Annotated in this window: 16 protein-coding genes; 6 read left to right on the forward strand and 10 right to left on the reverse strand. The window is 45.6% G+C overall.

Going from position 1 to position 14,050, the window contains the following annotated elements; genetic code table 11:
* Both JGK14_RS31800 and JGK14_RS31805 read right to left on the reverse strand, forming a co-directional pair.
* The coding region (locus JGK14_RS31800; RefSeq protein ID WP_293214354.1) for a helix-turn-helix domain-containing protein at window positions 1-252 on the reverse strand (252 nt) is incomplete at its 3' end.
* Between the two features lie 22 nt (window positions 253-274).
* Window positions 275-397 carry a hypothetical protein gene (locus JGK14_RS31805; protein WP_293186803.1) on the reverse strand — a complete coding sequence of 41 codons (123 nt, stop codon included), beginning with the start codon at window positions 395-397 and terminating at the stop codon, window positions 275-277.
* A gap of 129 nt (window positions 398-526) precedes the next feature.
* On the opposite strand from JGK14_RS31805, the gene JGK14_RS31810 reads away from it, so the two are divergent.
* Window positions 527-1,228, forward strand: coding sequence for a Crp/Fnr family transcriptional regulator (locus tag JGK14_RS31810; RefSeq protein ID WP_293208711.1), 702 nt, complete (start codon window positions 527-529; stop codon window positions 1,226-1,228).
* A 427-nt stretch (window positions 1,229-1,655) separates the two neighbouring features.
* Here the strand turns inward: JGK14_RS31810 and JGK14_RS31815 are convergent, their stop codons facing one another.
* From JGK14_RS31815 to JGK14_RS31835, 5 genes are all read right to left on the reverse strand, one after another.
* Window positions 1,656-1,985 (reverse strand): cupin domain-containing protein, encoded by a 330-nt coding sequence (locus JGK14_RS31815; RefSeq protein ID WP_293318073.1) that lies wholly within the window; start codon window positions 1,983-1,985, stop codon window positions 1,656-1,658.
* A 14-nt stretch (window positions 1,986-1,999) separates the two neighbouring features.
* Complete coding sequence (locus JGK14_RS31820) at window positions 2,000-2,779, reverse strand: SAM-dependent methyltransferase (protein WP_293186806.1); 780 nt, start codon at window positions 2,777-2,779, stop codon at window positions 2,000-2,002.
* A 377-nt stretch (window positions 2,780-3,156) separates the two neighbouring features.
* Window positions 3,157-4,161, reverse strand: a complete 1,005-nt coding sequence (locus JGK14_RS31825) for a methyltransferase domain-containing protein (protein ID WP_325315914.1) — start codon at window positions 4,159-4,161, stop codon at window positions 3,157-3,159.
* A gap of 105 nt (window positions 4,162-4,266) precedes the next feature.
* Window positions 4,267-5,364 carry a fatty acid desaturase gene (locus JGK14_RS31830; protein ID WP_293186808.1) on the reverse strand — a complete coding sequence of 366 codons (1,098 nt, stop codon included), beginning with the start codon at window positions 5,362-5,364 and terminating at the stop codon, window positions 4,267-4,269.
* Between the two features lie 128 nt (window positions 5,365-5,492).
* A complete protein-coding gene (locus JGK14_RS31835) occupies window positions 5,493-6,209 on the reverse strand; it encodes a LuxR C-terminal-related transcriptional regulator (protein WP_293186809.1) in 717 nt (238 codons plus the stop codon).
* A 90-nt stretch (window positions 6,210-6,299) separates the two neighbouring features.
* Here JGK14_RS31835 and JGK14_RS31840 point away from each other — a divergent pair, with 90 nt between their 5' ends.
* Genes JGK14_RS31840 through JGK14_RS31855 form a run of 4 tightly spaced genes read left to right on the forward strand, consistent with a single transcriptional unit; the run spans window position 6,300 to window position 7,918 of the window.
* Window positions 6,300-6,722, forward strand: a complete 423-nt coding sequence (locus JGK14_RS31840) for a DUF6220 domain-containing protein (protein WP_293186810.1) — start codon at window positions 6,300-6,302, stop codon at window positions 6,720-6,722.
* A gap of 18 nt (window positions 6,723-6,740) precedes the next feature.
* Window positions 6,741-7,166 (forward strand): MAPEG family protein, encoded by a 426-nt coding sequence (locus tag JGK14_RS31845; protein WP_293186811.1) that lies wholly within the window; start codon window positions 6,741-6,743, stop codon window positions 7,164-7,166.
* Between the two features lie 42 nt (window positions 7,167-7,208).
* The gene (locus tag JGK14_RS31850; protein WP_293226568.1) at window positions 7,209-7,442 is read left to right on the forward strand and encodes a hypothetical protein; all 234 of its coding nucleotides are present in this window, start codon (window positions 7,209-7,211) and stop codon (window positions 7,440-7,442) included.
* A gap of 8 nt (window positions 7,443-7,450) precedes the next feature.
* The gene (locus JGK14_RS31855) at window positions 7,451-7,918 is read left to right on the forward strand and encodes a hypothetical protein (protein ID WP_293193586.1); all 468 of its coding nucleotides are present in this window, start codon (window positions 7,451-7,453) and stop codon (window positions 7,916-7,918) included.
* Between the two features lie 100 nt (window positions 7,919-8,018).
* Here the strand turns inward: JGK14_RS31855 and thiO are convergent, their stop codons facing one another.
* Window positions 8,019-9,107 (reverse strand): glycine oxidase ThiO, encoded by a 1,089-nt coding sequence (gene thiO, locus JGK14_RS31860; protein ID WP_293193584.1) that lies wholly within the window; start codon window positions 9,105-9,107, stop codon window positions 8,019-8,021.
* A gap of 191 nt (window positions 9,108-9,298) precedes the next feature.
* Window positions 9,299-9,637, reverse strand: a complete 339-nt coding sequence (locus JGK14_RS31865; protein WP_293186814.1) for a 2Fe-2S iron-sulfur cluster-binding protein — start codon at window positions 9,635-9,637, stop codon at window positions 9,299-9,301.
* A 116-nt stretch (window positions 9,638-9,753) separates the two neighbouring features.
* On the opposite strand from JGK14_RS31865, the gene cimA reads away from it, so the two are divergent.
* Entirely contained in the window at window positions 9,754-11,367 is a 1,614-nt protein-coding gene (cimA, locus tag JGK14_RS31870) for a citramalate synthase (protein WP_293186815.1), read from the forward strand.
* 251 nt (window positions 11,368-11,618) lie between these two features.
* Here cimA and JGK14_RS31875 read toward each other — a convergent pair whose 3' ends face one another.
* Window positions 11,619-13,829 carry a peptidase domain-containing ABC transporter gene (locus tag JGK14_RS31875; RefSeq protein WP_325315915.1) on the reverse strand — a complete coding sequence of 737 codons (2,211 nt, stop codon included), beginning with the start codon at window positions 13,827-13,829 and terminating at the stop codon, window positions 11,619-11,621.
* Between the last annotated feature and the right edge of the window lie 221 nt (window positions 13,830-14,050).

Below are 14,050 nucleotides of genomic sequence, written 5' to 3' on the forward strand. Positions count from 1 at the left end.
AAGATTGTCGAAAGCATATTGAGTTATCTTCTGGCAAATTCCCGCTTCTTTAATCCATGTAAACTCAGGCTTTACATGATTGTTAAAGAATTTCTTGAGCAGGTATTTATTGGGCTTCAATCCATCTTGATAAAGGTAACACCAAGTAGCCAATCCCCAGTTATAAGTAAACCTTGCTATTCCAGCGTGTTTGCTCATGACAGTTGTCTGACTCTTGTTTAGTTTTAACTTTGTTTTGATGGATAAAAGCATTGTTCGACCTCAATACTGTATTTCACCGATCGCCCGACAGGGTAGGTTTGGCTGGTAACTTCCCCGAAACATCCCAGCGCAAGCGAGTATCTTTACTGACAATCCAAGGTTTTTTGGGAATCGCCCAGGGTTTGAACAGGTACATCGTAGATTTGTCTACAAGTGTACTACCTTGTCTATTTAATCGCTAGCTAGGTACTAGCTCTGCTAGCCTCGATATATTCTGAATTCACCGCTATGATACTCTGAATGGACTCCGGCTCAAGTTAAATTTATGAAAGCAACCGTTGAGCAACTGGCCCAAATTGGGATATTTGCCAGCTTAAACCGAACTGATTTAGAGCAACTGCAAGAACATACAGCAATTCGGAGTTACCGACAGGGAGAAGTTGTGATGTATGAGGGCGATCGCATCCCCGAAAAATTATACACGCTTTTGAGCGGTTCGCTGCGGGTAGCAAAAACAGCGGCGGCGGGCAAAGAAACAATTTTGCGTACTTTATTTCAGGGAGATATTTTTGCCGCACCTGCTTTGCTGGGTAACGGAGTTGCGTCGGCAACGGTGACGGCAGAAACTGACGTGCAAGTTCTTACCACAGAACGGGAATTTTTGCTAGCAGCAATTCGGCAAAATCCTGAGATTGCTTTGCGAATATTGGCGGTTTTTAACCAGCGGTTGCAGCAACTGCACGAGACTGTACACGGTTTGGTGTCGGAAAGGGCGATCGTGCGGCTGGCGAGATTCATTCATTACTTTGGCATCGAGCAAGGTACGAAGATTGTGGATAATAGTGTATGTTTAGAAAAACGTTTTCCCTACTATCAAATTGCTCGCAGTATTGGCATCACCTACGAAGAATGCGTGCGGTTGTTTAAGAAACTCAAGCCAGTTATATCTTACAGTCGAGGCGGAAAAATTACTGTGTTGGATTGGAAACAACTGGAGGCGATCGCCTCTGGAGAAGACATAGATTAATGAAGGGAAGAAGTACATTGATTCGGTAGGTTTATCGCTAAGTTTTGATCCCCCTAAATCCCCCTTAAGAAGGGGGACTTTGAAGAAAACTTCGGTTCCCCGAATCGTTGTGGCGACTTTGATGCTCTTGTCCCCCCCTTCTTAAGGGGGGCTAGGCAGGGCGGTTTTATTGTCGTCAGAAAAATTAGGTACGTAGTTGCGCTTCAGCGCTCTTTATAATATTAGGAAAGACGCTAAGAGCGCAACTACGTACCTTGGCCCAAGCGCGAGCCAACCTTTGAGCGATACTGTTGGTATTTTTATATTTCCTATCCTCACAATAAAACCACCCTACTTCTTAAGGGGGGCTAGGGGGATCGAGAGGTTGATTTTCAAATAAAATAATAATGCTAGTTTCTTGAAATTAATCAGAATTGACAGTATTATTTTACTCCGAAAATGTCAAAATAAACGCCAAGTTTTCTTCAGCTTTCAAAGCGTGGGGAGCGCGAGCGGGCATGAATACAAACACCCCCGATTCCAAGACAATATCCTTACCTTCCAAAGTCAAAATTCCCTTTCCTTCGACTACATTAACTGTGGCATTGCGCGGCGAAGAGTGTTCGGAAACCTCGCTACCAGCAGCCAGACAAAGTAGGGTATACTGGCAATTATTGTCCTTTACTAAAATTTTGCTCAGCACTCCGGCGGCGGGATATTCAATTGCTTCTCGGAGTTGGATTGCGGAAGATTCTAACGGTAAAAGAGTAGCAGTCATGATTTTTGAATCCCTTAATATTGTTTTGTTGCACAAAGGATGATGTAGTCTAAATCGCGATCGTACTTTTGGAAAACTTGACGCATTGCTAAAATACGATCGCGAATTTGCGATTTACTTAAAATATTCCACAAAATCCGCACAGTACCCACAAAACCTTCGTCTTCAACCATTCGCGGCAAGTTGAGGAGTCCCATCGCCCCAGTTTGACACTTTTCTACTTGCAAACCCGCGTTTTGGCAAACAGCAATCGGGCCAGACTCAGACAAAGGCGTTGAATTAGCCCGAATCACTTCCGACAAAGCTTTGTGAATTTCTGATTCTCGGTTTCTAGCTAAAAGTTCGTGAGAAAGAAACTTGCCGCCCGGTTTTAGCCGATCGCAAATTCCCGATATAATTTTAGCTTTCCCCCACCCTGACTGCATCGTCAGGATAGCTTCAGCCAACACCCAATCAAACTCTTGGGAAATCCGATCCAAGTGAAAAATATCTGCTTCGACAATTTGGACTCGATCGCCCAAACCCGCTGCTGCAACATTAGCACGAGCGCGCGCCACACTGTCGGGATTCTTCTCAACTCCCACTACTTTAACGCCAAAACGTTCCGCAAGGGCGATCGAACTATATCCAAAACTAGCAGCCAACTCTAAAACAGTTTCGCCCGCTTGAAAATCCGCCCATTCAAACAACATTTCCGTAGCAACTTTTCCCCCCGGCCTCAGCATTTTCTTGCCAGCCGCCGCCAGCACTTCATGCCCCGGTGCAGTCTTAAAATTGAGAGCAATATTGGTCATAAAATTGACCTCCTATTTAACCTTACTCTCAGTTTGCCAAATTGTTCCAAAGCTTTCTATGATCTAGCTCATATTCAAATTATCTCTAAGATAAGACGGCGGTTGAAACCGCTAGACGGCGGTTGAAACCGCGTCTACACAAACGAAGTCCGCGCAACGCGAGACTGAAGAGAATAACGTAATTTTAATTGCAATATCTTCAACCCGCGGAGGCGGGTTTTGTCTGTCTAGCCGCGGTTTCAACCGCCAGTCTTCTTTCTAGCCCACGTAATTTTAATTGCAATATCTTTAACCCGCGGAGGCTGGTTTTGTCTGTCTAGACGCGGTTTCAACCGCCAGTCTTCTTTCTAGCCCACGTAATTTTAATTGCAATATCTTCAACCCGCGGAGGCGGGTTTTGCCTGTGTAGACGCGGTTTCAACCGCCAGTCTTCTTTCTACCGAATTTGCTCGCAGTGCGCGGAACATTCCAAAGCGGCAAAGCCCCGCACCAAATGCTAATCGCATTAGTAAAAGAGTCGGTACTTCTCGCAGAGACTTGATGAAACCCGATACACCAAAACGCACTAATCCGGCCGGTCTAGCTATACCTTGCCAGATAGAATCTATCCAGGAAGGAAGGGTTTCTTGCGTCCAATCTGCGGTGGTTACAGCGCCCTCCACAAACCCCGTTGCTTCTAAAAGTTCTGAAAAGCCCTCGATGCTTGAAAAAGCCGGATGCGACCATTGATCCAGCAGTTGCTGCATTACTGGTTTCTCCCAGAAATTGAGCGGGATTTTGCGATCGTCCCTTTGATTCCAGTCAGCCACAACCAGCACGCCACCGGGCTTGACGACTCTCATCAACTCTTTCGCAAACACGGCTTTATCTGGCATATGCGGCCCAGCTTCGATCGACCAAACCACATCAAAACTCGCATCTGGAAACGACAGCGCCATAGCATCATCCACCCGAAACTGCAAATCGAGCTCTGGGGAAGTTAATTCTTGAGCGCGTTTAACTTGCTGCGGGCTGATCGTAATTCCCGTGACAGCAAACTTATAATCCTGCGCCAGAATGCGGCTGCTACCGCCAATTCCACAGCCAACATCTAAGACTGTAGTGCCGGCAGGTAATTTATCCAAGCCTCCCCAGCGCACCATTTCATGCACAAAATCCGATTTGGCTGCGAGGAAATCTTTGCGTTGTGGCGGCGCACCGTAATGGCCCAAGTGGATGTGCTCGCCCCAATAAAATTCGAGAATCCCGTCTTCCGTCCATTCGTCGTAGGAATTGGCCACGGAGTCCGATGATTGATAAGGGCGAGCCGTGATTAAATAGATCAGAAGGGCGATCGCCAGCAGTACAAACAAAACTCCAAGTACAACAACAAATAAATTCATTTTTTTACCTTCTTTCCAGAGCAGAATGTATAGCAGTTGACAGTTGACAGTTGACAGTTGACAGCTTCCCCGAAAAGCCGATCGTTGGGTTGCATAGTACGGGAATCAAATTATTTCTACTTGTTGTCTAAATGATGCGATCGATTGCAGACTATCTGAAGCAGCATCCCAAAGAATGAACTTAAAACAATCAGGAATCTCGCGAATTGTCAGGATTCTTGAATTACCAAGCAGGTGCAAATTAGCATTGTGACACGCCCGAAGATTGTAATTAGGAATTCGCTCAGACAGATGATGAATATTGTGGTAAGCAATATCAGCCGAAAACCAATTGAGAATAGTTGGTAATTTTAGATAACTGCTACCTTCGATCGCACCAAGCAGATAGTCCCAGCCCTCTGTCTTGTGAGCGTAGGAACCCTCAAAATTGTGCTGCACAAAGAAGATGCAGATAAATATCGCCGCCGAACAAGTCATCACAATTGAGTAAACACTCCAGAAAAACCCAAACCCAAGTAAGTTACCCAGATAAAGCCAGCTACCCACCACACAAATATTGTTGAAGAGTAAATCCCAAAACTCAGCCGTCGTATACCAGTGTTTGGATTTGTAGGAAGCAATTATTCTAGATAAACCCATACCTAAATCTTGATTGAGACAATCAAAAGTATGTCTGACAAAACCAGCAATTCCCAATATTAGCGCGAGTCTTGGTTTGATAATCAGGTAGAAAAAGCCACCAGGAAACAGCATCAGCGGGTGTCTGAGCAACTGATATATCTTTTGGTTAAATGGACTGAGTGCCGCAAACTTTTCGGTGGAAATCAACGCCGAAGGGCCTCGGTACATATCCCAATTACCATTATTTTTGTGATGGTAAGCGTGTCCCCTAGACCAGGGGTACTGAGGAATTGCATTGATGATACCTAGCAGAAAACCCACTGTGCGATTGACTTTTTTGGAACTAAACAGAGAATAGTGTCCGCAATCGTGCATCAAGGAGAAACAACGTCCTGAAAAGAGTGTCATCAACACGATGATCGGTGGCAGCAGCCATACAGAAATGGCAGCAGCTTTAAATGCTAAAAACCATAAAAATGTATAGGGGATGACTGTATTGAGTAGTTGGTATGTAGCTTTGAAATTGTTGCTCTTCATGTAAGGAGATAGCACAAAATCCGACTTTTTGATCGCGCTTTTCATTCAGTATGTCTGTAGTGTGGATAAGTGCTTAGCTGAGAATATAGTTTAGATTGCAGGTGATTGACAGAAAATCAAATAATACCATACTACTATACGGTTGGCTAATCGGTGAGGGCGCAAGCAAAATGTTATCGATCGCCGTTGAGCACCAAATTTGATACAGACTGCTTGACACTAGGCTCGTATTTTGTAGCAGAAAGTTGTGCCACCATCTGCGCGCGGGATGAAACCTCAAGCTTGCGGAACATTCGCTTCAGAGCTTGCTTCACAGAATTTTCAGTAATCCAAAGTTCAGTCCCAATTTCGGCGTTAGTTCGTCCCAAAGCCACCAACTCGGCAATTTCCAATTCACGAGGCGTTAAGCGATTGGTTTTGAAAGGCTGGTATGGCGATCGCATTGTTGCACTCCAGACAGATAAGTGCAAACAAATTCCACTCAAATCTGCTAAATTTTGTGCATCAAAAGCAGACATTGACTGTTCGCGAGTGCAACCGAATACACCCACTAATTGACCGCAACTTACAATCGGGCCCGCCATCACGTGCCAATGATCGGGGCGAGGACAAATCATCGTCCAAACTTTGGGTGATGCTACCAGTGCTTCGTGGACTGGAGCATGGCGCTCAACTAGATAACGCGCAATAGGATTATATTCGATCGATAGTGCAATTTCCAGGGTTTTATGAAATTTTTTATCTAACAAAGGCAGTTGGTCAAAGAAAAAGACTCCCGATCGCTTAGCGGCAAAATACTCGCCGATTTGCGGCACGACTTGCGATCGCAGATCTTGTTCATTCTTGACTTGATTGATTGCTTCAAATAAATGCTGTAAGGAATTTGTCATCGTCGTGATAGCGAAAAGTGTACCCGATCGGGGTCTATGACTGCTGAATTACTCAGCTTATATTATCAAAAGTATCAAAAATAACGTGACATGACCATCAATTCGGAAATTGAGCGCGATCGCACTCCCATGCGTTGGATGCCGATCGGCTTTTATGCGACTTCAGTCGTCTTTAACCTCTGCTTGATTGCTCAATTGTTAACGGTTGGATTCGCTTACTTTGTCAATCCTGCATGGTGGGATATTCATGTTTGGCTAGTCCGAGGATATAGCGGGCTGTCATTATTATTACTGGGATGGTCGCTGCTGACTCGATTCTCACCTCAAATACAACGTCTCACCGCAAGTCTACCCGTACTGCTGGGACTACAATTTTTGACCATTCATCTCAACACTCCTTTTCACCTAGAGGTACTCCATCCTCTGATTGGATTTACCTTAGTCTTTGTTTCTTCAATTCTTGTACATAGCGTAGGGCGCATTTTATCGCCCGCCCATCTTCAGAACAATTGAGTTTTATAGGTAAAAACGATGCAAAATGCAATTTTTAGTCCCTTCTTTGCAATGGTGTTTGTGACACTGGTAGTCTGGGTTTATCTCTACATCCGCCGTATCACTTTCCTCAACAATACAAAGCTCGCCCCGAAGGAGCTGGCTGTACCTGGTATGCTGGCACAAATCTCGCCACCAGAGGTATCAAATCCGTCCGATAACTTCAAGAATTTGTTCGAGATTCCCGTCCTGTTTTATGCGCTGGTGCTATACCTTTTCATCACGAACCAGGTAGATGCAGTTTATGTGAATGCGGCTTGGATCTTCGTTGGCTTTCGCGCTTTGCACAGCATCGTTCATTGTACATTCAATCTAATCCTGCTGCGCTTCTACCTCTACCTATTCTCAACCCTGATGGTGTGGTTCATCGCCATCCGTGCAGCATTTAGCCACTTTGCTAAATAGATAACTCGATCGCACTCTCAAACATTCGGCGACTCCCAAATCTTGCGATCCGCCGGGAAGTTGATGCGGGCGATCGACTTTTCGGCGCGTATCACCCCCGCTTACGCCTTTGACAAACCGCCCCCGAAACCCAAATGTGACACAACATCCACCACCGCAGAGGATTTTGGCTCGACTCGTGGAAACGGGAATTTGAGGAGCGATCGTGATTGGCGATCGTTCGTTTTTTGCGATCGCAGCTCCGACTTGCTACAATTTAGTCGCACGCGCAACTAGAATAAATCATGAGCGAACTGTTAGACGAGACGCTTTCTATTGAAATCGCCACTCGCATTAAAAGCAACCGTAAAAACTGCTTTGATAACGCTTCCAAAGCAGCATTAACCACCGAAGGCGCAATCTACGTTCAAGGCTTTTTAGCTGCACCCGGAGCGCCTTACAAACCCATCGAGTATAGCTGGATTGAACTCAACGAGCGCATTGTTGACCCAACTTTTCCGCATCTTGGCTTCAATGCTCAAGACATTCATTACTTCCCCGCCCAGCGATTGAGCGTCAAGAAACTCAAAGCAATTCTAGACGAATCAAAAGAAGATTATCCAGAAGACGATCCCCTGCCGGTTTACGGAAATCAACCCTATGAATATTACGGCGATGTGATGTTAGGCGGTAAAGATTACCAAAATGCTTACGATTTGGCTGCGCTTAAATGCAGGGAATTGAACCTACCCAAAAAAACGGAATCTAACTAATTTGGACTTACGCCAAAATTAAGTTCGTAGTAAGGGCTTTAGTCCTGCTTCATTTATCTTTATAAAGAGAGGACTAAAGTCCGAACGATTAAACCGAATGTCAGGAAAATGCAAACCTCGCATAATTAAAAGCAGCCAACAACGGATCTAACTTTCGATTTAACATCAAATCAGCCAACAACTTAGCAGTCACCGGAGCCAACAAAATGCCATTGCGATAATGCCCAGTTGCCAATGTCAAATTATCCCAAGCAGAAGCGCCCAAAATCGGCAACTCATCCGTCGTAGCAGGCCGAAATCCCCACCAAAACTCTAGAATCGGATAATTCTGCAATTCGGGATATAACTTAATCGCTCCTGCTAGCAAACTTTGGATTCCCGCTGGGGTATTTCCAGGGGTAAAATCCACATTCTCGCTAGTTGCACCAATAATAATTCTGCCATCTTGACGCGGCACAATATAAATGCCAGTCCCGAATAAAACTGTTTGCAATGGCTGCATAACTGCACAATCTTTTGGTACGCACACTGACAGCATTTGCCCCTTTCTGGGAAAAACCGGAACATTCAATAACTTCTCACACCAAGGCCCTGCCGCCAAAACATAACGGTCAGCTTGCAATTTTCTTGCCGTTGTTTCTACGCCAAAAACTCGGTTTCCATGCCGAATAATTTCCTTTGCAGTATCTTGAATAATCTCAATTTGCAATTCTTTGGTTGCGCTCTGTAGCGTCCGAAATAAAGCGCGGTTGTCCACTTGAGCGTCGTCAGGATACCACCAACCACCGATTACTTCTTCACCCAATCCAAACTGGTGCTGGCGAACAGTATCTCTGTCTAACCAATGAGAGTTAAGGTTTGACAATAGCGGCTGTTGTTGAGGATCGTTTTGACAAACTGGTGCGAGAATTCCCGATCGCCAATACCCCGTTTTCAACCCCGTAATCTCTTCCAGGCGTTCCACCCAGGAAGGATACAGCGCGCGACTTTGCAAGCACAAATCCAGCATCGGACTGGGGGGAATTCGTTCCGCTTGGGGAGCGAGCATTCCGGCAGCAGCCCGGGCCGTCGGTTGTGGAGAATCGGCGGTAAGAACAGCGACAGATGCCCCTCGCAATTTCAGTTCAACTGCTAGGGAAAGGCCGATAATTCCGCCACCAATAATCAGAATATCTTGAGATGAATTCATTGACTTTTCTATGGACTGTCTGGCTTTTTTACCTCGGGGCCTTCTTGAGGGTAAGGTGCTGGTGTTCGCACCTTACAGTTAGAATTTTGGGGCAAGTCTTACATATTTTCTTGTGGGGTGGGCTTCGCAGCACCACCCAAAATATGCAATCTAAATGCACTACAGCTTATCAGCCTTCCTGCACCAAAAATCTATCCTTGAGGTTTCCATACAGTTTCCGAGCCCTGGCCCCAAAAACCATCATATTTTGTCACCTTAATATCGCCCAAAACCTTAGTCTGGCAGGACAAACGGCGGTTTGATGCGGGAGAATGGGGAGGAATCGAAAGTCGCGCTTTTTCACGCCACTCGGACTCGGAAACTTCGCCCTCGATGGTGACGGCACAGGTGCCACAAGTCCCCAAACCGTGGCAGTTGATGACTTTAGCGTTGCCGTTGTAGAGATCGATGCCGTTTTTGAGCAAGACTTCACGGAGATTCGATCCGCGATCGCACTCAAATGTTTTTCCTTGCGCTTGTACCTTAACCACAGTAATTTACCCCGATTAGATTTATGTTAATTTTCCTATATATTATCGCATTTATTTCAAATAATTTCATCTAATATGATAAGTGATATATTACCAATTGAGAATTGAGAATTCCCATGAAAAATCGGCTCTGGATCTACGATACCACGCTGCGAGACGGCGCTCAGTGCGAGGGACTCTGCTTATCTCTCGAAGACAAAGTGCGAATTGCTCGACAGTTAGACAGTTTAGGAATTCCGTTTATTGAAGGTGGCTGGCCGGGAGCAAATCCTAAAGACGTACAATTTTTTTGGCGGCTCAAAGAACAGCCATTAATTCAAGCAGAAGTTGTCGCTTTTTGTTCGACCAGACGACCGGGAAAAACGGCAGCCAATGATGAAATGTTGCAGCCTATCTTGTCTGCGGGGACTCGCTGGGTAACGCTGTTTGGCAAGTCGTGGGATTTGCACGTAATTGAAAGTTTGAAGACGACGTTAGAAGAAAATCTGGCGATGATTCGAGATACTATTGAATATTTACGGAGTCAGGGAAGGCGCGTTATTTACGATGCCGAACACTGGTTTGACGGCTACAAACACAATCCCGAGTATGCGATTAAAACTTTAATGGCAGCGGCGGATGCTGGTGCAGAATGGCTGGTGCTTTGCGATACCAACGGCGGTACTTTGCCTGACGAAGTTAGTCAAGTTGTGCGTGATGTTTTAGCGGCTTTAGGAACTGAACTAACTCAATCTTTACAGTTAGGAATTCACACTCACAACGACTCTGGAGTTGCCGTTGCTAATGCTCTGGCTGGTGTGCGGGAAGGGGTGACGATGGTACAGGGAACTATTAACGGTTATGGCGAACGCTGCGGTAATGCTAATTTGTGTTCCTTGATTCCTAATTTTCAGCTCAAGTTGGGTTATGATTGCATTCAAGATGAGCAATTAGCGAAATTAACTCAAGTCAGTCGCTCCGTCAGCGAAATTGTTAATCTTGCTCCCGACGATCACGCTCCTTTTGTTGGCCTTTCGGCTTTTGCTCACAAGGGCGGAATTCACGTATCGGCGGTTGAAAAAAATCCGTTAACTTACGAACACTTGGAACCGGAAAAAATCGGCAACATCCGGCGAATTGTGATTTCGGATCAATCGGGTTTGAGTAATGTTTTGGCGAAGGCTAAGACTTTTGGTATTGAACTCGATCGCAAAAATCCTGCTTGCCGCCAAATTCTGGAAAAGTTGAAAGATTTGGAAAGTCAGGGATATCAATTTGAGGGTGCTGAGGCGTCTTTTGAATTGTTGATGCGGGAAGCTTTGGAAAAGCGGCAGCGGTGGTTTGAAATTCATGGATTTCAAGTTCACTGCGATAAGGTTGGCGAAGATTGTACCGCTTTGGCAACTGTGAAATTGTCAGTAAATGGTACAATTATTCTGGAATGTGCGGAAGGAAACGGCCCGGTTTCGGCTTTGGATGCGGCTTTGCGGAAAGCTTTGGTGAATTTTTATCCGGCGATAGCGCATTTTTATCTGACAGATTACAAGGTGCGAATTCTGGATTCTGGTGCGGGAACTTCGGCTAAAACTCGCGTGTTTGTTGAGTTTAGTAACGGCCACGATCGTTGGACGACGGTTGGGGTTTCTGGTAATATTTTGGATGCTTCTTGTCAGGCGGTTGTTGAGGGTTTGGAGTACGGTTTGGTGTTGGAAAATCAGGAGGCGATTCCCCTAGTTTGTCGGGTGCATTAGACAAGATTGCAACAATAGCTGGACGGGCAAGATGCCCGTTCCACAATCATAGATTGGGCGGGCAAGATGCCCGTTCCACAATCATAGATTGGACGGGCAAGATGCCCGTTCCACAATCATAGATTGGGCGGGCAAGATGCCCGTTCCACAATCATAGATTGGGCGGGCAAGATGCCCGTTCCACAATCATAGCAATTTTTTTTATTGTGGGATGGGCTTCTAGCCCGTCCTAATTATTTTTGCAATTTTGTCTAAGGTTCCAAAAACTCTAAATGATCTCCAGGAATCGATCGCAATTTTGCAGCAGATCCTTGCAGTTTCAACCGACCGCGTTCTAACATGATAATCCAATCGGCGCGATCGATCACTCGGGGCCTGTGACTGATAAAAATCGTAGTTTTCCCCTGCCGGTACATCAACAAATTTTCCAAGACTTCCGCTTCGCTGGCGGGATCTAGCCCTGCGGTAGACTCGTCTAGAATCAACACGGGCGGGTTATTGAGAATGGCACGGGCGATCGCCAATCTCTGTCTTTGTCCCCCCGAAATATTCGCCCCAAACTCCCCTAAAACAGTTTGATATTTATCCGGTAATTGGCTTATAAATTCATCCGCCCCGGCAATTTTGCAAGCTTTCACAATCTGTTCAAAAGTGGCATCGGGACTCCCCAACTGAAAATTATCGAGAATCGAACGGCTCCAGAAATGAGCTTCTTGGGGAACAAGAACCACCTGCTGTCTGAGACAATCGAGAGACAAATCTTGCAAATTGTAACCGCCAATTCTCACATTACCAGATTGCAGCGGATACAGACCAGCAATTACCTTAGCTAGCGTACTTTTTCCACAACCAGAATAACCGATTAAAGCAATTGCGTGACCGCCCGGAAACGTCACAGAAAAATTTTCCAACAAGTCAAGTCTGCCTGGGTAGTGAAAATTCACACTCTTACAAACAATTTCGTCGCCGCCTTGAAGCGTTACCACAGGTTTATTAATATCGCTTTTACTTTCTGGCTCAGCGTCTATGACTTCCGAAAGCCGTTGAGTTGCTGTCTGCACGCGAGCCATTTCATCAGTACATTCGACCAAGGAAGTCACCCAAGTAGTAACGTTTTGATTCATGCTAATAAATGCTAGCAACTGACCGATACTCAATGCCTTGTCAATCACCAACCCGCTGCCCAACCACAGCAGGGTAATGCTGCCCGCTGAAGCAACAAAGCCAGAAAAGATATTATTGAGAATGCCGATTTGTGTGGTACGAAAAGTAAGACTCGCTAAGCGACCGAAGCGACCTTGAAATTCTTCCCAAAGTTGCTGGGCGCTGCTAGTAGTTTTCACAGTCAGCGCGCCTTTAAAGGTTTCTACTAAAACGCCTTGAGTTTCTGCTTCCAGTACAAATAAATTCCGCGTTTTTTGCTGCAATACGGGCAGAAAAACTACTGTAGAGGCAGTCATGAACAAAGCGATGACTGTAGCTGCCAGCGTCAGTTCTTTGCTGTAAAATAACATGAAAATAAAAGAAACTACAGCTATAAAAAATTGACTGGGCAAGCTGATCGCAAATTGAGAAACTAATTTATTGATTTCTTGGATATCTTGTAATCTACTGACGATTTCGCCGCTGCGTCTGGTTTCGTAAAAGCTTAAAGGCAATCGCAGGAATTTACGCCCGAATTCCATGACCAATCCCAACTCTAAACGCTGGGAAAATTGAGCAATTAAGTTCGACTGTACTAATCCTAAACTGCTGCTAAATAGGTTCATAACTATAACTGCGATCGCCACACTTGCCAAAAGTTGCGTGTCGCCCCGCACCAGAATGTCGTCGGTGAGCAGTTGTACGAGAAAAGGTGAAGCAATCGACAGCAAACCCAACACCACATTCATCAACAGTGCTTCCATTAAAAGCTGGCGGTAAATCCAAACCCGGCGCATCCATTTTTGTAACGAATTGGCGGGCGGTTGGCCGTCTGCTTCGGCAAAAAATCGATCGGGATCTGGGTCTACAAGCAAGCACAGCCAATCTGTCCAACCTGCTGCTAATTCTTCTTTGGAAATATAGCGCATACCGACAGCCGGATCGCCGATCGCATATTTGTCGCCCTGCTTTCCGTACAAAACAACCCAGTGGTACCCGCTCCAGTGAATAATAGCCGGTAAAGGTGCTTCGTCAATTTTGTCTAAAATAGCAGCCGCTGCTCGCACCGATCGAGCATTAAAGCCCACCGCCTCAGCGCCTTGTTTCAAGCCCAGCAGAGTTGTCCCCTTTTGGCCTGTACCCGCAGATTCTCGCAAACGGCTAATGGTAAAATTCTGTCCGTAAAATTTGGCGATCGAAGCCAAACAAGCCGCCCCGCAGTCTTCTTCGCTCTGCTGGAGTACAACCTGATATTTCTTAAACCTGTTAACTTGTCCGAATAATGGCATTTTGCCGATCAAAGGGATGTTCTTTAACATTTTGCAAAATGAATAATGGTAGAGCATAAAGAAGATTACTCATCACCAACTACCCAATCAGCAAAAAGCACCCATAAAGTTATGGGTGCTTTCTCGATCAAAAGTTATAGAGCTGAATTCAGAGCACTAAACTTTACCAGTAGCCGTAGCGAACTACTCTTCTGAAGGAACCGTCGCAATTGCGGCGGTACACAACCCAACGGCGCCGACGACCACAGTTT

The sequence above is a fragment of the Microcoleus sp. PH2017_28_MFU_U_A genome, assembly GCF_020738035.1.
In the GTDB taxonomy this organism is placed as follows: Bacteria; Cyanobacteriota; Cyanobacteriia; order Cyanobacteriales; family Microcoleaceae; genus Microcoleus.

What these genes read in the sequence shown, in the direction of transcription:
- thiO (WP_293193584.1), bottom strand. Translation starts at nt 9,107, where the DNA reads ATGAATTCATCTCAAGATATTCTGATTATTGGTGGCGGAATTATCGGC.
- JGK14_RS31830 (WP_293186808.1), bottom strand. Translation starts at nt 5,364, where the DNA reads ATGAAAAGCGCGATCAAAAAGTCGGATTTTGTGCTATCTCCTTACATG.
- JGK14_RS31840 (WP_293186810.1), top strand. Translation starts at nt 6,300, where the DNA reads ATGACCATCAATTCGGAAATTGAGCGCGATCGCACTCCCATGCGTTGG.
- JGK14_RS31835 (WP_293186809.1), bottom strand. Translation starts at nt 6,209, where the DNA reads ATGACAAATTCCTTACAGCATTTATTTGAAGCAATCAATCAAGTCAAG.
- cimA (WP_293186815.1), top strand. Translation starts at nt 9,754, where the DNA reads ATGAAAAATCGGCTCTGGATCTACGATACCACGCTGCGAGACGGCGCT.
- JGK14_RS31805 (WP_293186803.1), bottom strand. Translation starts at nt 397, where the DNA reads ATGTACCTGTTCAAACCCTGGGCGATTCCCAAAAAACCTTGGATTGTC.
- JGK14_RS31820 (WP_293186806.1), bottom strand. Translation starts at nt 2,779, where the DNA reads ATGACCAATATTGCTCTCAATTTTAAGACTGCACCGGGGCATGAAGTG.
- JGK14_RS31855 (WP_293193586.1), top strand. Translation starts at nt 7,451, where the DNA reads ATGAGCGAACTGTTAGACGAGACGCTTTCTATTGAAATCGCCACTCGC.
- JGK14_RS31845 (WP_293186811.1), top strand. Translation starts at nt 6,741, where the DNA reads ATGCAAAATGCAATTTTTAGTCCCTTCTTTGCAATGGTGTTTGTGACA.
- JGK14_RS31815 (WP_293318073.1), bottom strand. Translation starts at nt 1,985, where the DNA reads ATGACTGCTACTCTTTTACCGTTAGAATCTTCCGCAATCCAACTCCGA.
- JGK14_RS31810 (WP_293208711.1), top strand. Translation starts at nt 527, where the DNA reads ATGAAAGCAACCGTTGAGCAACTGGCCCAAATTGGGATATTTGCCAGC.
- JGK14_RS31825 (WP_325315914.1), bottom strand. Translation starts at nt 4,161, where the DNA reads ATGAATTTATTTGTTGTTGTACTTGGAGTTTTGTTTGTACTGCTGGCG.
- JGK14_RS31875 (WP_325315915.1), bottom strand. Translation starts at nt 13,829, where the DNA reads ATGTTAAAGAACATCCCTTTGATCGGCAAAATGCCATTATTCGGACAA.